This is a genomic window from Nitratireductor sp. J20-h4 (assembly GCF_056780505.1).
In genome coordinates, this window is record NZ_JBQUVI010000001.1 from 140155 (window position 1) to 166291 (window position 26137).

Annotated in this window: 25 protein-coding genes; 10 read left to right on the forward strand and 15 right to left on the reverse strand. The window is 60.3% G+C overall.

What is annotated here, in order from left to right; all coding sequences use genetic code 11:
- Nucleotides 1-24: 24 nt before the first annotated feature.
- Complete coding sequence (locus tag ACT2B0_RS22165; RefSeq protein WP_473466265.1) at nt 25-693, forward strand: acyl-homoserine-lactone synthase; 669 nt, start codon at nt 25-27, stop codon at nt 691-693.
- Nucleotides 694-1049: 356 nt separating this feature from the next.
- Nucleotides 1050-1316, forward strand: coding sequence for a transcriptional repressor TraM (locus tag ACT2B0_RS22170; RefSeq protein WP_481658488.1), 267 nt, complete (start codon nt 1050-1052; stop codon nt 1314-1316).
- A 73-nt stretch (nt 1317-1389) separates the two neighbouring features.
- On the opposite strand, the gene ACT2B0_RS22175 is transcribed toward ACT2B0_RS22170, so the two are convergent.
- The 12 genes from ACT2B0_RS22175 to trbB all read right to left on the reverse strand — a co-directional run bounded on the left by ACT2B0_RS22175 (nt 1390) and on the right by trbB (nt 11676).
- Entirely contained in the window at nt 1390-2094 is a 705-nt protein-coding gene (locus ACT2B0_RS22175; protein ID WP_473466270.1) for an autoinducer binding domain-containing protein, read from the reverse strand.
- 80 nt (nt 2095-2174) lie between these two features.
- Nucleotides 2175-3473 (reverse strand): IncP-type conjugal transfer protein TrbI, encoded by a 1299-nt coding sequence (gene trbI, locus ACT2B0_RS22180; protein ID WP_473466273.1) that lies wholly within the window; start codon nt 3471-3473, stop codon nt 2175-2177.
- Nucleotides 3470-3937 (reverse strand): conjugal transfer protein TrbH, encoded by a 468-nt coding sequence (gene trbH, locus ACT2B0_RS22185; protein WP_473466276.1) that lies wholly within the window; start codon nt 3935-3937, stop codon nt 3470-3472. The genes trbI and trbH overlap by 4 nt, the downstream gene beginning before the upstream one ends.
- 2 nt (nt 3938-3939) lie before the next feature.
- Nucleotides 3940-4764, reverse strand: coding sequence for a P-type conjugative transfer protein TrbG (gene trbG / locus ACT2B0_RS22190; RefSeq protein ID WP_473466279.1), 825 nt, complete (start codon nt 4762-4764; stop codon nt 3940-3942).
- A gap of 19 nt (nt 4765-4783) precedes the next feature.
- The gene (locus ACT2B0_RS22195) at nt 4784-5446 is read right to left on the reverse strand and encodes a conjugal transfer protein TrbF (RefSeq protein WP_473466282.1); all 663 of its coding nucleotides are present in this window, start codon (nt 5444-5446) and stop codon (nt 4784-4786) included.
- Nucleotides 5447-5454: 8 nt separating this feature from the next.
- Complete coding sequence (gene trbL / locus ACT2B0_RS22200; RefSeq protein WP_473466284.1) at nt 5455-6618, reverse strand: P-type conjugative transfer protein TrbL; 1164 nt, start codon at nt 6616-6618, stop codon at nt 5455-5457.
- The gene (locus ACT2B0_RS22205; protein ID WP_473466287.1) at nt 6599-6826 is read right to left on the reverse strand and encodes a hypothetical protein; all 228 of its coding nucleotides are present in this window, start codon (nt 6824-6826) and stop codon (nt 6599-6601) included. The genes trbL and ACT2B0_RS22205 overlap by 20 nt, the downstream gene beginning before the upstream one ends.
- A complete protein-coding gene (gene trbJ, locus ACT2B0_RS22210; protein ID WP_473466290.1) occupies nt 6823-7572 on the reverse strand; it encodes a P-type conjugative transfer protein TrbJ in 750 nt (249 codons plus the stop codon). Before trbJ ends, ACT2B0_RS22205 begins: the two co-directional genes overlap by 4 nt.
- Before the next feature lie 19 nt (nt 7573-7591).
- A complete protein-coding gene (locus ACT2B0_RS22215) occupies nt 7592-10042 on the reverse strand; it encodes a conjugal transfer protein TrbE (RefSeq protein WP_473466291.1) in 2451 nt (816 codons plus the stop codon).
- A 6-nt stretch (nt 10043-10048) separates the two neighbouring features.
- Complete coding sequence (locus ACT2B0_RS22220; RefSeq protein ID WP_473466294.1) at nt 10049-10348, reverse strand: conjugal transfer protein TrbD; 300 nt, start codon at nt 10346-10348, stop codon at nt 10049-10051.
- The gene (locus tag ACT2B0_RS22225) at nt 10341-10715 is read right to left on the reverse strand and encodes a TrbC/VirB2 family protein (RefSeq protein ID WP_454011599.1); all 375 of its coding nucleotides are present in this window, start codon (nt 10713-10715) and stop codon (nt 10341-10343) included. The genes ACT2B0_RS22220 and ACT2B0_RS22225 overlap by 8 nt, the downstream gene beginning before the upstream one ends.
- The gene (trbB, locus tag ACT2B0_RS22230; protein WP_473466297.1) at nt 10705-11676 is read right to left on the reverse strand and encodes a P-type conjugative transfer ATPase TrbB; all 972 of its coding nucleotides are present in this window, start codon (nt 11674-11676) and stop codon (nt 10705-10707) included. The genes ACT2B0_RS22225 and trbB overlap by 11 nt, the downstream gene beginning before the upstream one ends.
- 521 nt (nt 11677-12197) lie before the next feature.
- On the opposite strand from trbB, the gene repA reads away from it, so the two are divergent.
- The 3 genes from repA (at nt 12198) to repC (ending at nt 16129) form a co-directional block, all read left to right on the forward strand.
- Entirely contained in the window at nt 12198-13409 is a 1212-nt protein-coding gene (gene repA, locus ACT2B0_RS22235; protein ID WP_473466554.1) for a plasmid partitioning protein RepA, read from the forward strand.
- Between the two features lie 208 nt (nt 13410-13617).
- The gene (gene repB / locus ACT2B0_RS22240) at nt 13618-14622 is read left to right on the forward strand and encodes a plasmid partitioning protein RepB (RefSeq protein WP_473466300.1); all 1005 of its coding nucleotides are present in this window, start codon (nt 13618-13620) and stop codon (nt 14620-14622) included.
- A 190-nt stretch (nt 14623-14812) separates the two neighbouring features.
- Nucleotides 14813-16129 carry a plasmid replication protein RepC gene (gene repC, locus ACT2B0_RS22245; protein ID WP_473466302.1) on the forward strand — a complete coding sequence of 439 codons (1317 nt, stop codon included), beginning with the start codon at nt 14813-14815 and terminating at the stop codon, nt 16127-16129.
- Between the two features lie 43 nt (nt 16130-16172).
- Here repC and ACT2B0_RS22250 read toward each other — a convergent pair whose 3' ends face one another.
- Together ACT2B0_RS22250 and ACT2B0_RS22255 are read right to left on the reverse strand one after the other, a co-directional pair.
- On the reverse strand, nt 16173-16388 hold the full coding sequence (locus ACT2B0_RS22250) for a hypothetical protein (RefSeq protein WP_473466304.1): 216 nt from the start codon (nt 16386-16388) through the stop codon (nt 16173-16175).
- An 87-nt stretch (nt 16389-16475) separates the two neighbouring features.
- Nucleotides 16476-17417: a recombinase family protein gene (locus ACT2B0_RS22255; RefSeq protein ID WP_473466556.1), complete on the reverse strand. Its 942-nt coding sequence runs from the start codon at nt 17415-17417 to the stop codon at nt 16476-16478.
- A 282-nt stretch (nt 17418-17699) separates the two neighbouring features.
- Here ACT2B0_RS22255 and ACT2B0_RS22260 point away from each other — a divergent pair, with 282 nt between their 5' ends.
- The 5 genes from ACT2B0_RS22260 (at nt 17700) to ACT2B0_RS22280 (ending at nt 24753) form a co-directional block, all read left to right on the forward strand.
- The gene (locus ACT2B0_RS22260) at nt 17700-18806 is read left to right on the forward strand and encodes an RHE_PE00001 family protein (RefSeq protein ID WP_473466307.1); all 1107 of its coding nucleotides are present in this window, start codon (nt 17700-17702) and stop codon (nt 18804-18806) included.
- A 233-nt stretch (nt 18807-19039) separates the two neighbouring features.
- Nucleotides 19040-20983, forward strand: coding sequence for an HAD family hydrolase (locus ACT2B0_RS22265; protein WP_473466310.1), 1944 nt, complete (start codon nt 19040-19042; stop codon nt 20981-20983).
- Entirely contained in the window at nt 20980-22128 is a 1149-nt protein-coding gene (locus tag ACT2B0_RS22270) for a phosphoribosyltransferase-like protein (protein ID WP_473466313.1), read from the forward strand. Before ACT2B0_RS22265 ends, ACT2B0_RS22270 begins: the two co-directional genes overlap by 4 nt.
- A 7-nt stretch (nt 22129-22135) precedes the next feature.
- Nucleotides 22136-24049 carry a hypothetical protein gene (locus ACT2B0_RS22275; protein WP_473466316.1) on the forward strand — a complete coding sequence of 638 codons (1914 nt, stop codon included), beginning with the start codon at nt 22136-22138 and terminating at the stop codon, nt 24047-24049.
- Nucleotides 24049-24753 (forward strand): hypothetical protein, encoded by a 705-nt coding sequence (locus ACT2B0_RS22280; protein ID WP_473466319.1) that lies wholly within the window; start codon nt 24049-24051, stop codon nt 24751-24753. Before ACT2B0_RS22275 ends, ACT2B0_RS22280 begins: the two co-directional genes overlap by 1 nt.
- Nucleotides 24754-24761: 8 nt before the next feature.
- On the opposite strand, the gene ACT2B0_RS22285 is transcribed toward ACT2B0_RS22280, so the two are convergent.
- Nucleotides 24762-25967, reverse strand: coding sequence for an IS256 family transposase (locus ACT2B0_RS22285; protein ID WP_348345084.1), 1206 nt, complete (start codon nt 25965-25967; stop codon nt 24762-24764).
- Nucleotides 25968-26137: the final 170 nt, after the last annotated feature.

Consider the following 26137-nt stretch of genomic DNA (forward strand, 5'->3'; position numbering starts at 1 on the left):
TGAACACACCAACGGAGACCATAAATGATCATGACTATCGAAAGTATCGACCGGCAAAAGCATCCTATCCTTATCGATCAGATGTTCCGCATGCGCGCGGAGGTGTTTTCCAGCCGGCTCGGATGGGAGGTGAGCGTCAATGACGGCCGCGAAACCGACCGCTTCGACGACGAAGATCCCCTATATCTTATGTCAGTCAACGACGAAACCGGCGTACTCCAGGGTGCTGTCCGCCTGCTGCCGACAACCGGACCTTACATGCTGCGCGACGTGTTTTCGGTTCTGGTTCCCGGCGGTGCGCCGGAGAGCCCGCTGATCTGGGAAAGCTCGCGCTTCGCCATCAATCCGCGTGTCTTCTCAGTGGCCGAACGAGCGGAAGCCAACCACATCGTTCACAAGACGACCCTGGAGCTGCTCTGCGGCATCGTCGAGGTCTGCCGGAGTGCGGGCATCGACCATGTCGTTTCGGTGTTCGACGCCCGCATGGCAAGGATTTTCCGGGCCGCGGACTGTCCGTATGAGGTCATCGGGACGCCGACGCGCATCGGCAAGACCATGACTTATGCCGGCGTCTTCGAGATGACGGATACGATGCGCAGCCGACTTGGCGCCGTGGGCGATCTTCCTTCGACTGTCCTTGCCGGCCCGTCAAGGCAACCGGAAGAAGGATTAGCGGAACGGCACGTCGCTTGACACGATGATGTTGCAATTCGGTTCGCATGGCTGGTAAGCGGCGACCGGATGGAATATTAAGGCCTCGGGACGGTACGCGCCGTTCCGGGGCTTGGAAACCCCACCACAGCGGTTTGGTGCCGGCCGATGCGGCACCGAGGATCCTCTGGCCAACGGCCGGGGGCCTGTGACGCATGTCCAGGTGCCTCGGTGCTAAAGGTCGCAGGACCGTCTGTGGCGGTTTTCCAACCCCCGGCTTGGGGTCGAGATCTTATCTTGTCGCGGGGGCGCACCGCGGCGCAAGCCGCGGGCCGTGAATGCCGAACCGAGCGTCGATCAGTAGTTTTCAACCTGGTCAGGTCAATGACCGACCGATCGTGACCATCCTCGAAGGGTTGTCAAATGACGAGCTCTCGCGCCTCGCGGTTGATGTCATCGTCAAGAATCGCCGGCTTGTCGATCATGCGCAAACGCTGTTCGAGCAGCTCGAGAAGCCGGCTTCGAGGGGCTGCGATAACGAAGATCTGAGGCACAGCTACCGTCTAGCGTTGCTCGAGTTGAAGCTGTATCACGAACTGGTCCGGATCGTCGTCGATACGCTTGGCCACGTGCCGGAGGTGCCGCCGGACTCCGGGCTTCACTGACTGTCTTCAGTTCTATAACAAGTGTTATGCGACATCTAAGTCGCCATCACATTCCGAGCTCGTCTGATCGTGCTCAGATCAAACCCAAGCGGGTGGCAATTGTAGCTGCTTGGCGACTATTGGCTGCGCCAAGTTTCCGCGTCGCCTCGTCGAGATAGGAACGTACAGAGCGGTAGCCAATTCCAAGAGTATCGGCAATATCCGGCATGGACATGCCGTCTGCGAACCATCTCAGGCACTCCGCTTCGCGGGGCGACAACTGGATGTCGGTGTAAAGCGTCGCATCGCGTGTCGCCGAGGCAAGACGAGAATGGACAAATGCAACGGCAATCGCTGCCGTAACGGGGTCCGGATCCTCATCGTTACACGCGCTCGGTTTGTCTGACGCAAGGGTGAAGACCATGCGGTCCTTAAAGCCGACCGGAACCGATACCGACAAGCCTGATCGTATGCTAAAACGGTCCGCATCCTTGAAGAACTGTGTCACGTCTCGCCGCCCTAGGCGCCTGGCTTCCTCAGCCGACCACATGAAGATTGGTGGACCATGCTTTGCGCGCGTCACCACCGGATCGACGCGAAGATAATTCATCTGCACGTATCGATCCTGCCACTGTTGGGGATAATTCGATACAGCAAAACTCTCCTGCCCTTTAAGGTTCAGATACGCAAAGAACTCGAATCCGGCATCTTCGGCAAAATTGCGCAACGCACGACGGGCCGCACGCTCCTCGAGCGGCAGCGAAAGCGTGTCGATCAAATGCAAAAGCAATTCGTTCACTATGATCAAGATCCGACATTGTAAGGCTCTGCGAACACAGCCTCCGTGGCGCGTTGAAACGAGGACCTCCGACCTCAAACTCATGGATAGGCCTTTGGAAAAACGATGTCCTGGTCGACCAGGACGTTGAAACGATAGCCCGGCCTGATTTCGAGGGTCGGCTGGACGTTGAGGTTTTTCGAAACAGTTTGCTCGGAAATCTGACCGAAAGTCTCGGCGAACGATCTCCGCGCCGCGTCGGTGGAGCTGTTGCCGTTCAAGGTATTGCCCGGGTCCTGCGGCAGAAGCATTTCCGTGCCCGCGCCGATCAACGCCACCAGGATCGCGGAACCAAATGTCTGCAGATAATGGTTGTCGACCTTGTCCCGGAAGCCGCCATAGCCGGCAGCATCCGTGCCGGCCATGCCGCCGATCTGAAGGGTTGATCCGTTCGGGAAGATGATGTCGGTCCAGATGACCAGCACGCGGTTCTGCCCGAACGACACTTCCGAATCGTAGCGGCCAAAGAGCTTCGCGCCCTGCGGAATGAGAAGCCGGTGCCCGGTCGCGCTGTCATAGACGTTCTGCGAGACCTGTGCGGTTATGCGTCCGGGAAGGTCAGAGTTGATGCCGGTAACCAACGTGGCCGGGATAACGGATCCGCGCTTGAGCTCGAAGGGCGACATTTGCGGAACGACCGAATTCGGCAGGTAGCCGAGATCGGCGATGTCCTGATTGAAAAACTGCTGTTTCGCCGTCTGGCCGTTCGGGTCAGCGTTCTGCTGACCGATCCCTGCCTGCAGCGCGGCACTGTAGAGATCGAGAGCACTCGTCCCGCGATTGATCGTGGCGCCTGGCTGCGGTGTTGCCGCCGGCGTCGTGTCGCTGCCGGTCTCAAGTCCCTTCAGGTTGATGGCGATCGGCGAGTTTGCGGCCGCTTCGTCCGCCTGAAGGCTCGCCATTTGCTGCCGGTTGTACTCACGAAGCATCTGCTCATCGAATTCACGCTGCAGCCTTGCCCGCCAGACCTCCTCGGGCTCAAGCGCTGGCACCCGTGGCGCGGGCGCCTCTTCTTCCTCGTCCGGGGTGAATGGATTGCGGGCCGGCTCAGGTTCGGTGGTCGGGGCCGGCTGCAGTTGCACGGCCGGCTGCGGTTCACCGATGATCCCGTCGGGCACGCCCTGTTTGAGCCGTTCCGCATCATTGGAGGCCGGCTGCGCCGAAGACGGTTCGATCTGACCATCGCCGAAACGCAAGCCTCGAGAAGACAGACCGTAGAAGATGACGGCGAAAAACGTCACGACGAGCGCGATCGCCACGATGATAGGCAGGCGGTTCAGCCGTCTGATCCTGGGACCGGACGACGGACCGGCCCCATCAAGCTTGAGCGATTCCGTCATGTCGTCTCACCAGGGCCACGTTGCATCACTGAAAGCGGGCTGGCCGGTGTCGCACCCTCGGCAGTGACCGTATACATGCGCGTAAGCTCGGCCTTCCGGGTCGAGAGCCGCACCAGAACGCCGCCTTCGAACGGATCGGCGACATAGGCGAGCGGTTCCGTGATCGCCTCTCCCGTTTCCTGGTCAGTGACAACCGCATAGCCCCAGCTTCTAAGCGACGCTTCGAGCGCGGCGCCGAACACGGATCCGTCGGAGCGCAACGCGATCGTCGTGCTGCCCGGCCCGATCTGTTCGGCGAGCTTGGCCACCATATCCTCGCTTATGGCGCCGGCGCTCTCCGGTGTCAGCTCGGCGGTGACCTCGCTGGTGACGAGTCCGGCGCCGGTCATGGTCTGGCAGGCGGCGAGCGTGCTCACCCCTGCCACCAGAACCATCAAGCGGAAGAAGGAACGAAGGTTCGACATCGTTACCCTCCCCGCCTGATGGTGATCTTCTGCTGGCGCATGCCGACCCCGGACACGAGGATCGCGCGGTCGATGTTGAAATCGACCACCATCATCGAGCCGTTCATACGGTAGTTGACGATCCGGTTCTCACCACCGGAGACGACGAATAGAACCGGCGCGTCCTGTCCGGCCAATGATGAAGGAAACTGGATGTAGGTCTTCGTCCCGTCGCTGTAGATCCGAGTTGGCCGCCAGCGGGCCGACCCACTCATATGGAAAGCAAAATCCAGTTGCTCGGCCGGCACCCCTGCCCCTGGCACGACGCTCGCCTCGATGCGGGCATTGATCTCGGCAAAGCGGGCATTGATGTCCTCGGGATATTCGAACCCGACCCGCGCCATGTAGTCGCGGTGATGGGACTTGAGCTGGATGTGATAGGTGCGGCGCGACGTGGTGACGACCATCGAGGTCACCAGGCCTGCTTCGGACGGTTTGACGATCAAGTGAACGGCCTGGGCGTTGGGTGCGCCCGATGTCGCCGGCTCCACCTTCCAGCGCACCGTGTCACCCAGAAGCACGTCGCGGACAATTTCGCCGGGCTGCAATTCGATGTCGCAGACCTGCAGTGGCGAGCAGACCACCGAGGGCTGGATCTCCCCGAAGAGGAAAATCACCTTGCCGTCGGGCCCGCGTGCAACGACACCAGGTCCGTGCTGCCATTGCGCCGAGAGTTGCGTTCCGCGCGCTTCGTTGCCGCTCAATTGCTGCGCGGAGCCCGGCGAAGCAGCCAGTACCGCCAAAAGGGCTGCGCACAGGATGGGTCCGCGGTTCGTGTTCTTCTTCATTCAATTCCCTCCGCGGCACTCACAATTGCGCCGTCCAGTCAAAATCCTTGAGGTAGAGGCCGATCGGGTTGAGCCTGATCACTGCCTCATCCTGGGGCGGTGTCAGGGTCACGGTCGCGATGCCGCGGAACCGCCGTGTGGCGATTTCCTTGCCCTGCCGATCGCGCTCATATTCCGTCCAGTCGATCTGGTAGCTCTGGTTTGAGAGCGGGACGATGTTGTTGACCTCGATCGCCACCGTCTTTTCGCGCGCGCGATCGAAGGGCGAGTTGCTCCGGAACCAGGCATTGACCTTCTCGGTTGCCGGATCGGACGATCTGAGATGCGCATAGGCGCGATCGATGTATTGCTTCTGGACGACCGTATCGGGGGTGACGGAGCGGAAATTCGTCACGAAGCTGCCGAGCGTGGCGCGCACCACGCGGGGATCGGCATATTCGATCTGTTGCGGATATCCGGCGGTCGCCGCCGTTCCCAGTTTGTCGACCTCGACGATGTACGGGACGAGCTTGACCTGCGTGCTCTGATAGAGCGCATAGGAGAAGCCGGTCACCGCCATCAGCATCCCGGTGATGCCGACGATGCGCCATGCCGCCGCCGCTTTCACATAGGAGCCATAGCGTTCGTTCCACTCCATGCGTGCTGCGATATAGGGGTTGTCGATCTTTTCGTGTCTGGCCATGCCTCACCTCAAGCCTTGTCGTCGCTCGAGGGCCGGCGTGTCGGCCGGCCTTGAGACTGATCGAGTTTTGCGTTGGCGAGACCCAGCGTGGATGCACCCCAGGTTCCCGGGACGCCAATCGCCTTGTCGCGTGCGGCGGATGCGGCCGCTCCACCGGCAGCGCCGACACCCGTCGCCATGCCCTTGAGCGCCGCCGCACCGAAGGAACTGCCCGACGCCCTGGCGTCGGAATATGCCGCACCCCCTGCCCTTGCACCGCCCACCGCGAGCGCGGCGCCGCCCGCGGCAAAGCTCGCGGCCTGACCGCCGTGGCGGATGACTTCCATGCCACCGGTCACCGAGACGCCCTGGACCATCCCCTGAATGATGTTGGGCACATACATCGCAATCACGAAAACGATGACCGAGATGCCGGCGATGGCGAGGGTCGCCAGGAACTCGTCCCCGCCCGTCGGCGCGTTGGCAAGATCGATCAGCACCTCGGAACCGATCCGCGCGATCATCACCAGGGCCATCAGCTTCATGCCGACCGAAAACGCATAGACCAGATATCGGACCGAGAAGTCCTTGGTGAACGAGCTGCCTCCAAGCCCCAGCATGATCATGCCGGCGAGCAAGCCCACATACATCTCCGCCATCACAGCCACGAAGATCGCGGCGACCAGGCTGAAGGAGACGACCACGATCACCATGGCGAACACGGCGGCGATCGCCAGCGCATTGTCCTCGAACAGGCCGAACTGGGCCTTGTTCGACATTTCGCTGGCGACCTGGAGCCCGGCATTGAAGACATTGGCCGGCGAAGCCGAACCGCCGCCCGCGCCGATCTGGAAAAGACTGTCGACCACGGCCTTGGTCAGGTCCGGGCCCTGCTCGAGGATGAAGACGAAGAGCCCGATGAACATGATCCGGCGCACGAGCTCGGCGAACCAGGTATCGAGCGATGCCGCGGCAATCGCCAGCCAGACCGCGGCGATCCCGACCTCGATGCCGGCGAGGATCCAGAACAAAGACCGCGCCGCGTTCAGGATCGTCGTCTGCCAGCCCTGCGCCGCACTGGCGATCTCGTTTTCAAGCGTCGTCAGCAGCGAGCCATCCTGCGCCAGCGCAGGCGTGACGAAGAACATGCAGGCGAAGGCACAAAGGGCAATTCTAGTTGTCGGCCGCGCCATCGGCTCCCCCGTTCACCTGCCGTTCCCCTTCGGAGGCGTTCCAGCGCGGCTTCATTTTCTTTCCGGTCCTGGTGTCGAACTTCTGCGGTGCGGGCGCCGGCGTTGCTGCCTCACCGGCATCGTCAGATGGGCGAATGGCGATCCAGACCGTGACGGCGGCGACGACAACCACGATGACGGTCGCAACGATGATCAGGGTCCTGTTCACCAGCGTGGCTCCAAGGCCTGGCCGCCCGAGGTCGACGGCGCGGTCGAGTTGAAGAATTCCTCCCGGCGATTTTGCGCGAGGTCCCTGGCCGCCTGCTCCGATTGATACCAGGTGCCCATCATCGCCACCTGCTGGGAGACCAGACCGCGCAACTTCTGGGCCTGGGCGACCTGCTGGGCCGCGATCTCATGGCCTACTTGAAGCGCCTGCATCTGGCCAACCGAGCTTTCCGACATGGACCGCAACTGGTTCATCGTCGCCTCCTCCGAGCCGAACTGCTCGGCCGTCAGGCCGGCCGCCCGCAGTGTCGAGGCGATCGTGTCCCGATTGGTGTCCGACCAGTCCTGGTAGCTTGAGGAAAAGGTCTGGCCATTGGCGAGGCCCGATTTGAAATCGGCAAAGCTCTGGAACCGCTGCCGGAGCACGTCGTCGACAATGCCCATGGAGAACGCGATACCCTGCCCCTGATTGACGAGGCTCTGGAGCTGCATCAGATCGCTTTCGACCTGGCCCCAGACATGATTGGGCAGGGTAAGCGTGTTCTGCAGCATGTTCTCGTAGATTCGGAGCTGGTTCTGGATTTGCTCGGCCAGCTGCGTGATCTGGGTGATCTGGTTCTGCACCTGCTCGGCCGACGATCCGACGAGGCTCACAAGCTCGGTGTTGTTGAGGATCTGCGTCCACTCGGTCGCGCCGCCGAGTCCACCGACGCCGGCCTGTGTGTTCGAGAACGTCGAGACCGACATCAATGCGGCGACTGCAAATCTAGCTGTGCGTAAGAACGTGTGTGGCATCATACACTCCCCTTTCTTCGAGCCAATGAGCCGGCCATTCGGCACCGTGCGATTGCCGGAGCTCGTCAATGCGCTTCAAATTGTCCTTGGACGACGCGCCGACGAAGGCGAGCGCCACCGGGCCAAGCGCCATGTCGAACAGCCGGCGCCCTTCGGGTGAAGCGACGTAATATTCACGCTTCGGAACAGCGGTCGCGACGATCTCGATCTGGCGTTCGTTGAAGCCGATGCGCTCATAGAATTCCCGCGTACCGGGTTCCCGCGCAGCGCCATTGGGCAAACATATTTTGGTCGGGCAGCTTTCCTTCAGGACGTCGATGATTCCGGACTGCTCGGCATCGGAGATTGACTGGGTGGCCATGATGACGGCGCAGTTCGCCTTGCGCAGCACCTTCAGCCATTCCCTGATCTTGTCGCGGAACATCGGATGCCCGAGCATGAGCCAGGCCTCGTCTAGAATGATCAGGCTCGGCGCTCCGGTCAGGCGCTTTTCGATCCTGCGGAACAGGTAAAGAAGGACGGGAACGAGGTTGCGCTCGCCCATATTCATCAGCTCCTCGACCTCGAAGGTCTGGAAGGTTCCGAGCTGCAATCCGTCCTCTTCGGCATCGAGGAGTTGGCCCATCGGGCCGTCGACCGTGTAATGCTGGAGCGCGTCCTTGATCTCGCGCAGCTGCACGCCGCTGACGAAATCCGACAGGGAACGTCCCCGCGCCGAAGCCATCAGCCCGATCTGGCGCGCGATCGCATTGCGATGATCCGGCGTGATGGTTACACCTTGAATGGCGATCAGCGTCTCGACCCATTCGCTCGCCCATGCGCGGTCCGCCTCCGTCTTGAGTTCGGCGAGTGGGCAGAAGGCGAGCGCGGTCTCGCCCTCCCCTGCCCCGATCTCGTAGTGGTCGCCACCGGCGGCGATCGTGAGCGGATAAAGCGACTTGCCCTTGTCGAAGGCGAAGATTTGAGCGTGCTTATAGCGTCGGAACTGCGCGGCGATCAGCGCCAGTAGTGTCGACTTGCCCGATCCCGTCGGTCCGAAGATCAGCGTGTGGCCGACATCGTCGACATGAAGGTTCAGCCGGAAAGGAGAGGAGCCGCTGGCGACCTGCATCAGTGGCGGGGCATTGGGCGGATAGAAGGGGCAAGGTGCGGTCGCGCTGCCGGCCCAGACAGAATTGACCGGGATGAGGTCCGCGAGATTGCGGGTGTTGATCAGCGGTTCTCGGACATTGGCGTACCAGTTGCCGGGAAGGCTGCCGAGATAGGCCTCGGTGGCGTTCAGCGTCTCGATGCGGGCGCCGAAGCCCTCGGCCTGGACCAGGCGCCGCACCGCCTCCGCCTGGTCCTGCAGCCGGGCTTCGTCGGTGTCGAACATGACGATGACCGGCGTGTAATAGCCATAGGCCACCAATTGCGACGACGCCTCCGCGATCGCATCTTCCGTTTCGGCAACCATCGTCAGCGCGTCCTGGTCGACCGCGCGGCTTTGCGTCTGGAAGAGCTGGTCGAAGAAGGGCCGGACCTTTTGCTGCCATTTCTTTCGGGTCCGTTCGAGCTTTTGCCGCGCCTCCTGGTCATCGAGAAACACAAACCGGCTCGACCAGCGATAGGTGAGCGGCATAAGGTCGAGCGTGTTGAGAATCCCCGGCCAGCTCTCGGCGGGGAAACCGTCGATCCCGACCACTGCGAGGAACCGCCCATCGACCATGGGAGACAGACCGTGGTGAAACTCGGCCGTTGCCAACCAATCGAGATACATCGGGATCGCCGGCAGGCGCACCGGATGGCTTTCGCCGACAATGCAGAAACGGATGAACTGAAAGAGTTCGTCATAGCGCGCTTCATCGCCTGTTTCCGGATCGGTGACCGGGCGCGTCACCATGCGGCGGATCATCAGCACATTGCCAAGATATTGTTCGACCTCGCGGATAGATGCCTTGAACGAGGTCAGCACGCCATCGGCATAGGTTTCGGTCCGGCTCGCCTCGTCGGAATAGACGTAACGCGCCATGGCTGAGCGCCGCGGCTCCGGAGGCCGGTAGGTCAGGATCAGGGCGTGCTGGCTTTCATAATGGCCGCGCTCGGCCATGAAATGGTCGCGGCGCTGCTCGTCGATCGCCCGTGTCACGGGATCGGGGAAGTGGCAGTCTTCCTGGGCGGGATAGGCCGTCGTCGGCACGCGAACCGCCTCCACCTGGATCATCCAGCCTGATCCCAGCCGTCCTAGGATGGCATTGATCTGGCGCGAGACTTCGTTGCGTTCGATATTGGTCGAACTCTCGCTGTCCGGCCCCGCGAAATACCAGCCCGCCATCAGCGAGCCGTCCTTCAACAGGATCACACCGTCATCGACCAGGCCCGCATAGGGCAGCAGGTCGGAGAAGGACGGTTTGGTATCCCGGAACTGGCGAAGCGCGACCATGGCGGTTCAGTACCTCCGCCAGGGCGACGTGGTCGGCCGGTAGCTCGGCCGGTAACCGATATGACGCAAATAGACCTGCCGCATCATCGGATCGGCCTTGGCCATGAGGCGCAGGATCCCGACCACCGCGATCCAGATCGTTAGCCCCAGGAGTACCGAATACCAGGTCAACACCACGAACATCAGGATGACCGTCGCCAGTCCCGTGAGCAGCACGAGTTCGCGATCGGCCCCCATCAGATGGTTCGGCCGGGACAGCGCGCGGTGAATGCGTGAGTGGACGAGGGGAGCAACGGATTCAGCCATCGCTCCCCTCCCCCGCCGCACTCAGGTCCGCCTGACCAGGGAGGGCAATCGAGGCACCCGAGGCGCCGAACAGGCCGACAATCTGTGTGGCGCCGAGCAGGATGCCGGCAACGAGGACGACATACATCAGCCGGCGCGCGAAATCGTTGAGCTCGCCACCGAAGATCAGCATGCCGCCGGCAACCGCCACGGCGGCGAGCGCGATGAACCCGGCCACCGGCCCGGTGATGGATTCCTGGATTTGCTGCAGCGGTCCTTCCCACGGCAGGCCGCCGCCTGAACTGGCGAGCGCTGGTGTGGCGACTGCCACCAACAGCACGACAAGCGAAAATCTCAGGATTGGTATTGGTGAAGTCTTAGGCGGCATGGCTGTCCTCGTCGATTTGGGAATGATGATCGGTCTCGTAGCGGTCGTCGGCGAACTGTTTGACGCGCATGACGTCGCGCACGCGCCTACCAGTCGCGGTCCGCTCAATGGAAATGACGAGGTCGACGGCCTCCCCTATGACTTCGCGCATGGGCTGCTGGCTGACCTCCGCCGTCAGCTGCTCGAGGCGGCGTAATGCGGAATGCGCGGTGTTGGCGTGGATCGTGGTGATGCCACCCGGATGCCCGGTGTTCCATGCTTTGAGCAGCGTCAACGCGGCGCCATCGCGAACCTCGCCCACGATGATACGGTCGGGCCGGAGGCGCATGGTGCTCTTGAGAAGTCGCGCCATATCGACGGTGTCGGCCGTATGCAGTGCCACGGCGTTTTCGGCAGCGCATTGGATCTCGGCCGTGTCTTCGAGAATGAGCAGGCGGTGCGCTGGGGTGTCCGCGACGATCTCGGCGATGACCGCATTCGCGAGCGTGGTCTTGCCCGATCCCGTGCCGCCCGACACGACGATGTTGAGACGATCCCGGACGGCTTGCCGGACGATCGAGGCCTGCAGCTTCGTCATCACGCCGGCGGTCACATAGTCGGCCAGGGGAATGAGCCGTGAGGCCCGGCGCCGGATCGTGAAGCTCGGGGCGCTGACAACTGGCGGCAGAAGCCCCTCGAAGCGATGTCCGCCGATCGGCAGTTCGCCTGAGATGATCGGCCTGTCTTCATCCGCTTCCGTCTGAAGCGCATGCGCGACGCTGCCGATAATGATCTCGGCCGCGCCTGGCGCGAGCTCGCCGATGGCTTCGATCCCCTCCCCCAGCCGCTCGAGGAACAAGCGGCCGTCCGGGTTCAGCATCACTTCGACAACGTCGGTATCTTCAAGCGCGGTGCATATGGCATCGCCCAGCGCCTCGCGCAGTTTGCGGACCAATCGGCCATGGGAGGATGAGGAGCTCATCGGCGAGCCCCTTCCTGGAGGATTAGATTCCGATGATTTCGACCGAATCCCGTTTGCATCGCATGCACCGCCGCTACCCCTGGATGAGATGCGCTGTTTTCACCTGCGCGTGTGGGGAGGTCACCCCGGCAGAACTGCCGGGATCAATCCTGCGTTGCCTGTCTTAGGCGTTGTCGCGATGACTGAGACGGCGCGACTCACGTCGCTGAGTCGAGTCGATTCTGGCTGATTTCTACGAAATTGGGCTCACCGCCAACCGGCCAAAGCTAATTCTCTCGATAGGACCCGGCAAATTTGCCGGGGAAAGAATCTGGCGTCCTAAAAGCCGACGTAGAGATAAGTGTAAGAAAACAAACAGAAATATTACGTCTACGAGAGCTTCGTTCCCAATTCGAGCCGACTCGTGTTAAGGCCTTGTTAACCAAAATAATCTTGCTGGGCCACGCTTCCTGGGTATGATCACGGAAATTCGCCCGTACTGCGAAATAACCGTGATTGAAGAGATTAGCGTGAACGCTCCGATGCAGATTAACAGATCACACCTTCCTGATGTCGACGACGTTATTGGTGCGCACGCTGAACTTCTGGGTTCACAGCTGCACAGCATCAGCGAGGCCCTATTCCCCCCCGCCGCAAGCAAGGCGCTTCGCAAGTTCACCTCAGGTGAAGCCGCGAAGCTGATCGGGGTTTCGGATTCGACGCTTCGAAAAATGTCCTTGGCGGGTGAAGGCCCACAGCCGGAGACCACGACAAACGGACGACGCTTATACTCACTCTCCGACATAAATGAGATACGACAGATCTTCGCAAGAAACGCCCGCGGACGCGAGGCGATCGAGTTCGTTCCACACCGGCGCGAGAACGAGCATCTCCAGGTGCTTGCTGTGACCAACTTCAAGGGCGGCTCGGGCAAGACGACGACCTCCGCCCATCTTGCACAATATCTGGCACTTCAGGGGTATCGCGTCCTCGCCGTGGATCTTGATCCTCAAGCGAGCTTGTCCGCCTTGTTGGGTGTCTTGCCCGAGTTGAACGTCGGTCATAACGAGACGCTTTACGCCGCTATTCGATATGACGAGGAGCGGAGGCCGCTCGGTGACGTGATCCGCAATACCTATTTCGACGGTCTCGACTTGGTTCCCGGCAATCTCGAGCTCATGGAGTTCGAACATACGACGCCCAAAGCCCTCGCGGATGGCACTGCGTCTGATGGTGGAGCAATCTTTTTTGCCCGGATCGCAAGCGCCCTCGACGACGTTGCTGACCACTACGATGTCGTAGTCATTGATTGCCCTCCCCAACTCGGCTTCTTGACGCTCAGCGGCCTGTGTGCCGCGACGTCGATGATCGTCACGGTTCATCCGCAGATGCTAGACGTGTCATCGATGAGCCAGTTCCTTCTGATGACTCGTGACCTGCTTGGGGTCGTACGCGACGCCGGCGGGAGGCTTAAGTTCGACTTCGTCCGATATCTGCTGACGCGTTACGAGCCGCAAGACGCACCGCAAACGAAAGTCGTCGCGCTGCTCCGCAATCTCTTCGACGACCATGTTCTCACCAACCCGATGGTCAAATCAGCCGCGATCTCGGATGCCGGCCTGACGAAGCAGACATTGTATGAAATTGGACCCGGGAATCTGACGAGAAGCACATACGATCGTGCGATGGAGTCCCTGAGCGCGGTGAACGGCGAGATCGAAGAGCTGATGCGTGCGGCTTGGGGGCGATCATGATTCCGGCGGGCCTTATATCTGAATCGACCGTGTTGGGAGCTCCCAACACGCCAATTTTGCCTCGAGGTGCTCGGCCAGGTTTCACGGCTGTTGGGAGCTCCCAACACACCCGTGACGCGGCAGAAACGATGTGTGCAGGGCAGTCTTGTTGGGAGCTCCCAACAAGCGCCCTGCCCCGGACCGAATGGTCAAACTCGGGTGTGCAGTCATGAGCCGCAAAGACGCAATCAATTCTCTCTATCTCAAGAAGCCGACGCCGGCTGCAGGCGAAAACGACAAGCCGTCGGAACGCGTCCGCACAGGCGCCATATCGGCGATGGGAACGTCCCTGAAGCAGATGACCGATGGTGCCAAGCTCGCGACCCGGCTCCAGGAGCAGCTGGAGAAAGGTGACGTCGTCGTTGAGATCGAGCCCGATACCATTGAACAGTCCCCCATAGCCGACCGCATCCCGACCGATGTTGATCCGGCCTTCGACGAACTTGTGCAGTCCATTTCCGACAATGGCCAGCAGGTCCCCATTCTGGTTCGGCCCAGTCCGGCCGGACAAGGGCGATTCCAAATTGCCTATGGCCGCCGCAGGCTCAAAGCCGCGAAGCTGCTCAACCGGCCGGTCCGCGCCATCATTCGAAAGCTGACGGACCAGGAATTGATCGTCGCCCAAGGCCGGGAGAACCTTGATCGCGAAGATCTCTCATTCATTGAGAAGGCGTTCTTTGCGAAAAATCTGGAGGACTCGGGCTGCGACAGATCGACAATTGTCTCGGCCTTGTGTTCGGACAAGTCCGACGTCAGCAGATACATAGCTGTTGCACGCCGGGTCCCGGAACACCTCGTAAAGCGGATCGGACCAGCACCCAAGGCTGGTCGAGCGCGCTGGCTTAAACTGGCGGATGGGCTTGAGCACGCCGGCGATTCCTTCGAGGCAGACACGATCTTCAGCGATGACAAGCTTGCCGGCGCGAACAGCGACGCGAGGTTTCAGGCTGTTCTGCGCGCGGTTGAGCCCAAGAGGTCGGGTAAGAAAGCCGCAAGCTCGAACATCTGGAAAACACCGACCGGTAAGCGCGCGGCCAAGATAGAGGACCGCAACGGGCGAACGACGCTCACTTTCGAAGACAAGGTCGTACCGGAGTTTGCGCGTTACGTTTCCGCGCAGCTCGACGACCTTTATCGGGAATTTCAATCCAGCAGAGAGGAGGGCGGCGACTGAATCAACGGCCGAGGCTCTCGGCCAAGGGAAATTTGGCAAAGAAAAAGGCCACCGAAATCGCTTCCGGAAGCCCTCTCTTAGTCTGGTAGCTAGAGAATCGCACTTCCGAGAATCACAGTCAAGGCTCTTTTGAGCCGAGAGCGCTATTTCGGCGAGCAGATTTCTATTGCCTAGCGATAGGTGAAAGAAAATGCAGACGCATATCACAACGACGCCCTTTGGGCGGCGGCCGATGACGCTTGGCCTGATGGCAAGCCAAGTCGCTGCGAAATCCATGCGGGAAGGCGCAAAGGTCGAAAAGTGGAAGACCTTCCACGCGATCCGGGATGCCAAGGAGCCGCTTGGCGCCACAGATCGTGCTTTGGCGATCCTCAACGCGCTGTTGTCGTTCCATCCGGAGAGCGAACTCACAGCTGAAGGCGAACTGATCGTATGGCCCTCCAACGAGCAGTTAACCGCTCGCGCCAACGGTATGTCGCCGGCGACCCTTAGACGACATCTGGCCTGCCTGGTCGATTGTGGGCTGATCATCCGCCGCGACAGCCCGAATGGCAAACGGTTCGCGCGCAAGGGCAGGGGCGGTCAGGTCGAACAGGCCTATGGCTTCGATCTCTCGCCGATCGTCGCTCGCGCCGAAGAGTTCGCGGAGCTCGCCGAGGCCGTCCAGGCCGAGAAACGTGCTTACAAGGCCGTCAGAGAGCGTTTGACGCTATTACGCCGGGATGTGGTCAAGATGATCGACGCCGGCATCGAGGAAGGCGTGCCGGGCGAGTGGGGCCTGATGACGCGGACTTATCAGGTAATCATGGCCAGGCTTCCGCGGACGGCGCCTCGCCAGGTCCTCGAGGCCATCTGCGAGGATCTCGAACTGCTCTGGGCGGAAGTGCATGAGGCACTGGAATCATTCACGAAATCAGAAAATATGAGCGCCAATGAGTCTCATTCTGAGCGCCACATACAGAATTCAAACCCAGACTCCATATCTGAATCTGAAAAGCGCTCTCGAAAAGAAAATGAAGCGAGCAGCACCGCCGAGGAAAACGACAACCTGCGGAGCTTGCCGAAGCGGGAGTTGCCTTTGGGTATCGTGCTGGATGCGTGCAAGGGCTGGCGCGATCTGGCCAAAGACGGGGAAATCCGAAACTGGCGGGACTTTTTGGCGGCCGCGGAGGTCGGTCGCGTAATGCTGGGGGTCAGTCCGAGCGCCTGGCGCGAGGCCTGCGAGGTTCTCGGCGACAAGCACGCGACGATTACGCTCGCTGCGATCTATCAGCGGGCCGACCAGATCAACAGTCCCGGCGGCTATCTGCGCAGCCTGACCGACAAAGCGCGGGAAGGGAAATTCTCGGCGTGGCCGATGATCATGGCACTGCTGAATGCCAAGCTCGAGGCGGACAAGGCCGCGGCCCAGGCGTCTTCTCAGGCCCAGCAACCACCGGAGAGCCGGGAAGGGGGCTTCGAAGTGTCTGATGCTCTTCGTCAGTCGATGAAAAAGTGGGATTCATGACGCACACTTGGGCAAGAAAGCCGGTTCCTGCCGGGCCAGTACGTCAGTCGGTATCGACAAGGCAGTCGAAAGCATCGAGCAGGGTGTCGACGATCGTCTGGCCGAGGGCGTTTGCCGCATCGGCAATCTGGCTTTCGTCGCCTGTCCGGGCGGCTGTGGCGAGGCTCGAGCCCTGCTCCACAATGATGCAATTGGCGCGGTCCATCGCCCATTGCGCGAAGTCCTCGCGGCTGTTGATGATGAGCGTCTCTGTTTCCATGCGCGTGCGCTCCGGGCTTTACGGTTTGTTTGCTATGTTCTGGCTAGGCTCGAGATGCGCGATTTGTACTGCGTTCGCGCCGATCGTTCACCCCGGCATTTCTGTCTCGGCAGCGTCGATCAAGCCGCTGCGTTTTGCGCGGTCGAGGAGGTTTTTGACGGAAGAGGGCGCCCATTTGATTCCGCCACGTGGCGTGCGCTCATGCAGACGTTCGAGCTGGTTGGCGATTTCGCGCAGTGTTAGCCCCGGATTGGAAGAATGGATGCCGGCGACGAGCGTCATGAGACGATGCTCGGGCGGCCGCGGCGGCGACTTTCGCAGCAGCGACGCATCGGCCATGCCTTCCGAGACCATCCACTTGACCGCGCGTCGGAGCCGTTCTGGCGTCCAGTCGAAACCGCGCTGTTTGAGAACCCGGGCAATGTCATCCCACGTGTGATCCGGACGCATCCGCTTCACAGTCGGAAGCCATTGTGAGGCCGTTGCCTGCAGGCGCTCGCCATAGGCTGCTTGTTGCGCCAGTTTCATCTTCGAAAGCATCTCCGGCCGCCGTTCGCGGATTCCGGGATTACCAGGAAGGCGGCCCTTGGCCTTGGCTGCTGCGATCCCGGCTTTGGTCCGTTCGGAAATCAACGCCCGTTCGAGCTGGGCGACAGCCCCCAGCACCTGCAGCGAGAACATGCCCTGGGGCGTGCTCGTGTCGATCGGATCCCTCAGCGAACGGAAATGCGCGCCCTTTGCCGTCAGGTCCTCGATGACATCCAGCAGATGGCTGACGGATCGTGCCAGGCGATCGAGGCGTACCACGACGAGCGTGTCGCCGGCGGCGATATCCTGAACAAGCCGTGAGAGGGCAGGGCGGGCGCGAGAGGCGCCGGAGCCGTGTTCCTGGACGATTGTTTCGCAGCCGGCCGACCGCAGCTCCATTTCCTGCGCCTGTGTCGCCTGCTCGTCCGTAGAGACGCGCGCATAGCCGATAAGCCGTCCCTGTGGTCGACGAGACGTGCGATTTTGTGTGTCAGTGACCATTTGCAGCGCCTGAGAGATCATTGAGAGCCGGATTTCCAAACATAGAAGATACAGATAACTGATCGTTTGTAAACGTCTCTTGAGTGCCTTATTGACAGCCGAACGCCCCAAAAACCCCGGAAAAACGGGCTCTCTCGTCGATCACAGCGCTGATTGCCGGGCCTCTGTACAATCCCGAAGGCCGCAGTGCTCATTATATATAGAGGGGCTTGAGAATTATCGGTGTGACGGAAGCGAGAAGCGTGTTAGCTTCCGTATGAAAACCGAAGCGCCGTTTTATCAATGACTTATGAAATCGGGAAATTGGACCACGAGACCCTCCAAACGCCGATGGCGGCCTCGGAGGACGCGCTTGCGCGGCTCGATGAGCGCGTCGCCCGGTCCGAGGTCGGGGCCGGCTTTGCCGAGCGGGCCGATTTCTTCGAATCCGTTTCCAGTATGTGGGTCGGCGGCGAACTCGTCCATCTCGAGGACCTGGTTCTCCACGACGCACAGATGGACATACGCGCGCCCAGCCATGAGCTTGTCATTGCGCATCGCATTGTCCGGGCCAGGCGTCGGGTCGTGAGGAACGATCCTGGCTGGGCGGTTTCGCGGTCAGGGATCATGGCACTTGCCGGCGTCGCGGAGGAGCCCGCCATCGAAGCCGAACCGCCCGACAGGGGAGGGGAGGGGGTCGAGCTCGACTTGGTTGGTAACGCGGCCCTCTCTCCCGAGTTGGCCGAGATCGATGAGGTCCTCGCTCGCACCCAATGGCTGGTCGATGGCAATGCGGCTGTCGAACAAAGGAAGCGAGATCCCGAGATCAGTGTCGGCGATCTGCTGATTCGCGATCCTGATTGGGATGAAGGCGAGCGGATTAGCGAGTGGCTCGAGCTGGCCAAGCGGGTCGAACGGCTTCCAGCCACACTGGCGGCGGCGCTTCTCTGGGACGCCTGGGAGCATCTCGAACCGCTGCAGCGTCAACACTGGCTCGGACAGGTGCTCATTTCGGATTTCCTGAGATCGCGCGGAAAAGTGCGGTCTCACCTGCTGGCGTTTGCCGTCGGGCTGCGTGAAGTTCCGCGCGAACGACGCCGTGCCAGTGATCGGACTGTGCGACTGGTCGCCTTTCTGGATGCGATGGGTGCGGCCGCCGCTGCTGGAATGAAGGACATCGACCGACTGACTCTGGCAAAACGCCAGCTCGAGCGGAAGGCTCTGGGCAAGCGATCGACGAGCAGTCTGCCGGTCGCAATCCACCTGCTTCTGTCGCGCCCGATCGTGTCGGCGCACATGATTGCGACGTCGGCGAAGATATCCCCTCGCGGCGCGTTGAATTTGATCGGAAAACTCGGCGTGCGCGAGATGACGGGAAGGGGTCGGTATCGGGCGTGGGGAATTATTTGATCGGAATACACAGATACGTTCCTCAATTGACATTCAATTTGCCAGAGTGCCCTCATTGTTTACTGATTCTAACAAGTGGCTACGAGGAATGCCGAAAACAACTGTTGATATTCTTCTCGCGGGTACGGCGATGCACTCCGCGAACTAGGTTGGCGATATAAAAGGGGTATTGACTTCGCTGGGATGTGATAACGTGTTCCTGTTATGTTCCCGTGAGATTTGGGGGTAGTCAAGTGGCAAAGCCATACGAACTGGAAATATCGCGGCTGGAAGAGACTTTTCGATGGGCCAGCGCGACCGACATCGGTAATCTCGAAAAGGCGGTCAAGCTTGCGGGCCTTTCGGCGCTGGCGGCGGTAGGGTCTGGGGGATCTCTAACGGCTGCGCAGGCGCTCGTGGCGTTCCATCAATACTACACTGGGAAGCCTGGAATTGTTCAAACGCCGCTCGATGCCGTCGATGCCGTGTTCGAGGCTTCCGTCAGCCAATGGCTTTTGAGTGCCGGAGGCACCAATGTCGACATCAACGCTGCGGCGAAGTCACTTATTGAGCGAGAGCACCGTCAAATCGCCGTTTTGTGCGGGCGTGCCAACAGCCCTATAACGGCTATCTGCGAACGGCACCCGTTCGTGGACCTCTTGGTTTTTCCTCCGCCGGCGGGAAAGGATGGATTCCTAGCCACCAACTCCCTGCTCGCCTTCTCATCACTTCTCGCGCGAGCCTACGTTTCGGTCTTCGGCGACCCGGCAGATTGGAATGAAGTTTCCGATGTCGTCGCTCCCCTACTTGATGCGTCGAGCAAACCGGTCCTGATTTGGCGCGCCGCGGCGGACGCCCTGTGGCAGCGACCAACGACGATCGTCCTCTATGGACCGGCCACGAAAGTCGGTGCCACAGACATCGAGTCAAAATTCACTGAGGCCGCGCTCGGAAACATTCAACTGGCGGACTACCGCAACTTTGCTCATGGACGGCACCACTGGCTCGCAAAGCGTGAGGATCGAACTTCAGTTTTGGCACTCGTCGCCGAGGACGACCGTGAGCTTGCCAAAAAAACGCTGAGACTCATCCCCAAGGAGGTGCCCGTCGCGAGCCTTGACATCCCAGGCACCGGTCCGGCGGCGCAGCTCGGATCACTCCTTGCTGCGTTACGCGTCACCGGGTGGGCGGGCCAGGCTCGTGAAATCGATCCTGGGCAGCCCGGAGTTCCGGAGTTCGGCCGCAAACTGTATCACTTGAAGCTGCCAAAGAGAGAACGCCGAGGTACAGCGCCGCGGATCGAAGCAACCGCCGCTGCGGCAATCCGGCGAAAGACCGGGGAGAGCGTCCATCTCCTCCACGAGAAGAACACCTTACGCTTCTGGCAAAACGCGCATGCCGATTTTGTGGACCGGCTGGAGAAGAAGAATTTCGGCGCAGTGGTGTTGGATTACGACGGAACGGTCGTTGATACGCGCGAGCGATTTGAACCCGCCCGACCCGAAATTGCTGGCGAGCTCCGAAGGATTGCTGACAGCGATGCCATATTGGCCATCGCCACCGGTCGGGGTGTATCGGTGCGGAATGACCTCAGATCCGTGTTGCCCAATAAGGTTTGGGAGAACGTTGTGGTCGGTTACTACAACGGCGCCATGATTGGCTCGCTCGCGGATGATGCGCAGCCAGATGGAACCGATGAAGTTTGCCCAGAACTGAAGACCTTGGCGGATGCCCTTGCCGAAAGCCACGAACTTGCTGGCTCGGCAAGGCAGACCAATCGCCGCTACCAAATTACGCTGGAGCCGATCCGTTTCATGGCGGAAAACCGGCTGTGGGACATTGCCCATCAGGTCGTCATTCAAGTCGGCTGTACTGACGCCATTATTACCCGGTCGAGCCACTCGATCGATATTGTTGCAAGCGGCGTTTCGAAAAAGAATGTGGTCCGTCATGTGCAGGACCAGGTCAGAGACCGCGACATTCTCACGATCGGTGACCGCGGAAAATGGCCGGGCAACGACTATGCGCTCCTCAGTTCCCCCATGGGGCTCAGCGTTGACGAAGTAAGCGTGGACCCGAGCAATTGCTGGAATCTGGCGGAACCCGGGCAACGTGGGATCGCCGTCACCCGCATGTATCTTGGCGCATTGGATTCCGCAGAGAAAGGTCTGCGGTTTCGAAAGGGGGCGCTGCTATGAACGAAGACCTCGGCCTTCGGATCCTCAGCGAGATCATGCAGTGGAGTGACGATGAGGCTCGAAAGGAATTTCGTTGGCTGCGCTTGATGGCCCGCTTGAAATACGACGGTTATCGCGACTTCCAAGCCGGAATGCGTTTTATCGAGAGCCTTGCCACCTGGCTGCAACAATTTTCCACTGCGGACCAGCGAAAGACGGCCTATGAATTTGCCCGAAATGCAATCGTCTACGTCGGCCCTAGCGAGATGCAAAGGCTTGTCGAGCAGATGTATCCGAAGTTCGTTCGAGACCGCCTGGTTCGTATGGTTGCCAATGAAAAAGGGATCCCACCTTACAGGGTTCATGCCGACGCGGATGCGAGGGCCGCGGTCGAGCGGCTGCGACGCCAAACGCTGTTCATGGGTCTCAGCGACGGAGCCCGCATCGATGGGTTGAGGCACAGCAATGTTGGGGTGCTGAACAACGAGCAAATGGTCGTCTCGACTCAGCTCGACACCGAGAAATGGCAAGACCTGCTCAGCCAATTGGGGGAGGCCGTTGGCGATCCAGATGCGAGGTTTCGGCTTGTCTATCTGATCGACGACTTCATGGGCAGCGGATCTTCGTTTCTTCGCTACAATGAAGAGAAGAAGAAGTGGTCGGGGAAACTAAAAAAATTCAAAGAATCGATCGTTCATGCTCAGGCGCAGCTCGCAGACCGGAAGATTTTTTCCGACGATTGGCAGCTCTGCGTTCATCATTATATCGGGACGCATGCAGCGTCCCAAACTGCGATAGAACGCGAACAAGAAGCGCGATCGTCGTTTCAGACAGAAGGCTGGGCATCGGAAGTTCACTTCTCGTTCGGAACGATCCTACCCGAAAACCTTCCGATAAATGCGCCGGGAAACAATTTCGGTGACTTCATCGAGTTGACGAACATCTACTATGACCCCGCGATCCGAACGAAACACACTGACGTCGGAGGAGTAACGCACTTGGGGCTCGGCTATGCCGGGTGCGCGTTGCCATTAGTTTTGGATCACAACACGCCAAACAATTCAGTGGCGCTGCTGTGGGCGGAGACGGAGGGCGGAGAACGGGAAGGCGACCTGACAGCGCCGCCGATGAGTCCGCTTTTCCGCCGCCGCCAGAGACACGTATAGGTGCGACTTGGTAAATCCATTTGAAAAGCGTGCAACCGAGTATCTGCTTCAAGACGAAGCCTTTCTGGCTGTCGTTACCCCGGAGCCGTTGTCTACGTTTTTCAGGAAGCCGGCGAACGAGGGAAAGCTCTACGACCGGCTAGCAATGGTGATCGGGACGCCCGGAAGCGGGAAGACGACCCTCGCGCGATTGTTCAAATTCTCAACGCTTCAGGTCTTGCTTCGGAATCGTGGATTCGAAACCTACAAGACACTCATCGACGCGCTCACTTCTTGTGACGCGATCCGTGATGGCAGGCCAGCGGTCATAGGTTGCCGGATTTCACTCGAAAGCGAATATCGCGAGTTTTGGGAGTTCCCTTATCCGGACAGTCTGAAGTCCTCGCTCACCGTTGCGCTCCTTCAAGCGCGGGCGGTGCTTGCCTGGTTGCGAGATGCCCAGGCGGCTGGCATCAGCCTTGAGGATATAGAGATAGTGGCTCGGCCCGATGCCGATGCTGCCCTAGAAGCGATCGGCGGCGAAAACGGTATCGGGCTGCAGCGGCGCGCCCGAGAGATGGAAACTGCGATTTACGAAATCTCAGCCGCCCTTGTTCCTCCAGACATAGATGAGGTTGAGCAGAATGCGGCGGCAGCAGCGTATCGACCGCTGGACGTCATAGACGCGTTCCGGGTCAAGGATGGGTCTGGAGACCTGCAACTGACCCCGTTGGTTGTCTTCGACGATGCACATTTCTTACATCCGAGCCAGTTGCTAGCGCTCCAACGTTGGCTTACGCGCAGGGAATTGCGGGTGGCCCGCTGGATCCTCACCCGCCTGGACGCATTGGCTCCCGCGGATGTACTCATCGAGGGACAGAATGCTTTCGACGAGAGTGAGCCCGGTCTGAAGCGCGCTCGGGAAATCACCACCATCTGGATGCAAAGTAGCGAGGGAAGATCGAGCCAGCGGCGAGCCTTCCGAAAAATGGCGAAGGACATGGCTGGCCGGTATCTCAGCCAGATGGACGTCTTCAATCGGCGGGGCTTGAACACCCTTGGTGATCTTCTGTCGACGCATGTCGATGATCTTCCGCCTTCAAAGGCCAACAAGCTTACGAAGAAGGTCGACGCTATTCAGCGACGAAATTCGATCACCGCTGAGCGTCGAGAGGCGCTCGAACGAGAGGTTTCCGAATACCTGGCGAAAAGTGGGGAGCCTTCCAACGACCTAAGGCTGTCGATGCTCGCCATACTTCTCGAACGGTATGCAAACCGAACCCCCCAACGCGGCCTCTTTGAGGAAGCGACCGACGTCGAGCCGTCACGTCCTGTGACAGCGAGCGCGGCAATCGCAGACGGCGCCAAGATCCATCTGCTGCACCAATTCGACCGACCGTACTACTACGGCATCGATTCTCTTTGCGATGCGAGCTCGGAAAACGCGGAGCAGTTCCTGCACCTCGCGGCACGGCTCGTTGCGCAGTCGGAGACTCAATTGATACGGTCGAAGGCGCCGACACTAACCAGTCAGGTCCAGCATAACTTGCTGCGCGATCGCGCCGACGAGATGATCCGCGAATGGGATTTCCCTCTCCATCATCTTGTGAAACGGCTGTCTCAGGGGATCGCCGACCAGTGCATTGAAAAGAGCTTGGAGGGCAATGCATCGCTGAATGGCGGCGCCAACGCGTTCGGGATTCCTCAGGAAGAATTCGATCAGATCCCGAAGTTACAGCCCGACCTCGCAAAGGTCCTTCAATTTGGGGTCGCATACAACGCCTTCGTTCTCATTCCGAACCATGGGGCGAAGAACAAGCTCTGGTGCCTCGTCGAGCTATCCGGGGTTGTTCTCATCAAGAGCGGATTGACCCTGAAGAGAGGAGGGTTTCTTGAACGACGCGTGGAAGACCTTACTCGTTTGCTGGGCGAGGCCAAATAATGGCGCACGGATGGCGATGGGATCCGTGCATTTCGCACGACGGCTCAGAAGCTGAAAGCTTTGCGTCCGAGTATTTCTCGCAGACTGGCAGGAAGGCGCTGTTAATCGCAGGTGGTGGATTTGATCCACGCGCGACCCAGATTGCTGAACGTCTCGCTGCCGCCGGAGCCGATGCTCAAGCATTGTTCATCAGAGAGAACCGGCCCAATCCAGACTCTGAACTCACCCGCCGCGCCGAAAAGAATATCGAGAAGCTTCAGACGCTGCTTCCCTCGAACGATATCCTTGCCGTCGAAATCTTCGGAGCTGATGGCGCTGTTGTCGGTGGACGCAATGTCACACTGGGCGTGTCGCGGTACGATCTGACCGAGGTCACGGACGTGATCGTCGACATCAGCGCCCTTTCAGTGGGAACAGCGTTCCCTTTGATCAGATTGTTCGTTGAGCGGATTAATCGAGGCAAGGATCCGCAGAACCTGCATCTCTTTGTGTCGCATGATCCCAATCTCGACGCGCAGATATCCTCTGTGGCGAGCGACGTTCCAGGCTATGTTCATGGGTTCAAAGGGGGGCTGACGCTCGACGCTGCCTCTCGGGCAGCGAAGTTATGGCTCCCACAGCTCGCAATGGGGCGCCAGCAGGCTCTATCTCGCGTCCACGATGGTCACGTCCGTCAAGCTGGTGTAATTTCTCGGATGGCCTGAGGGCATGATCAGGCGGCTTCGGTTGTGATGCTGAGAATGGGGTCGATCTCCTCGGTGTCGATTTGTGCGAAGGCCTCAACCATCATGTAGCGGCTGGCGGTCTGCCATTCGTCGTTCTGCTCGAACAGGACGGCGCCGATCAGGCGCAGAATGGACGGCTCGTTTGGGAAGATGCCGACGACGTCGGCGCGGCGCTTCACCTCCTTGTTCAGCCGCTCGATCGGGTTCGTGCTGTGAAGCTTCGTCCGGTGCTGTCGAGGGAAGGACATGTAGGCCAGCACGTCGTGCTCGCTGGCGTCCATCAGGTCGGAGAGCTTGGGCCAGCGCGGGCGCAGTTGCTCGGCGACCTTGCGCCAGGTCTCGCCGGCATGGGCGCGATCGGGCTGATCGAAGGCCTGCCGGATCGCCGCGGCCACGACGGTGTGCTGGCCGCGTGAGACATGGGCGAGCGCGTTTCGTATCCAGTGAACCCGGCACCTTTGCCAGGTTGCCTCAAAGACACGGGCGATGGCAGCCTTGAGGCCCGAGTGAGCGTCGCTGATGACCAGCCTGACGCCCCCCAGGCCACGGGCCTTCAACGAGCGCAGGAACTCGGTCCAGAAGGTCTCGGCCTCCGAAGGGCCGATGCCCAGACCGATGATCTCTCGGCGCCCTTCGGTGTTGGCCGCCACGGCGATTATGGCTGCAACCGGAACGATCCGGCCGCCCTGCCGCACCTTCAGATATGTGGCATCGAGCCAGAGATACGGCCATTCGCCGTTGAGCGGCCGGTTCAGGAACTCGCCGACGCGCTCGTCTATGTCCTTGCACAGCTTCGACACTGTGCTCTTGGAGATGCCTGACAGCCCCATGGCCTGCACCAACTCATCCACCCGCCGGGTCGAAACCCCGCCGATCCACGCTTCCTGAATGACGGCTACCAACGCCTGTTCCGACGTCTTCCTGGCTTCGAGAAAGCCGGGGAAATAGCTACCCTGCCGCAGCTTCGGCACCCGCAGGTTCAGCGTGCCCAGACGGGTATCGAGCGCGCGCTCTCGATACCCGTTTCGCCAGGTCGTGCGGTCGCCATTGCGCTCATGCCGTCCGGCGCCGATCAGGCCTTCGACATCGGTCTCCATGATCAGCTGGAGCACCGCCTCGGCGACGGCGCGCAGAAAGTCGCCCTGGTCGTGCTTTGCGAGAAGCTCGGAAAGGTCCATGTTCGTCTTGGTCATCGGGGTCTCCGTGTGGTCCGTGGTTGAAGTCGCCAAACTCCACCTCGACCATACACCTCGATGGCCACCCGGGATTACACCGATGACGGCGCTGAAATTACACCACGTGCTCGGACACTAACTCCACGATTTCGTCGCTCCGCACGACACATGCCCAATCCTGCCTTTTC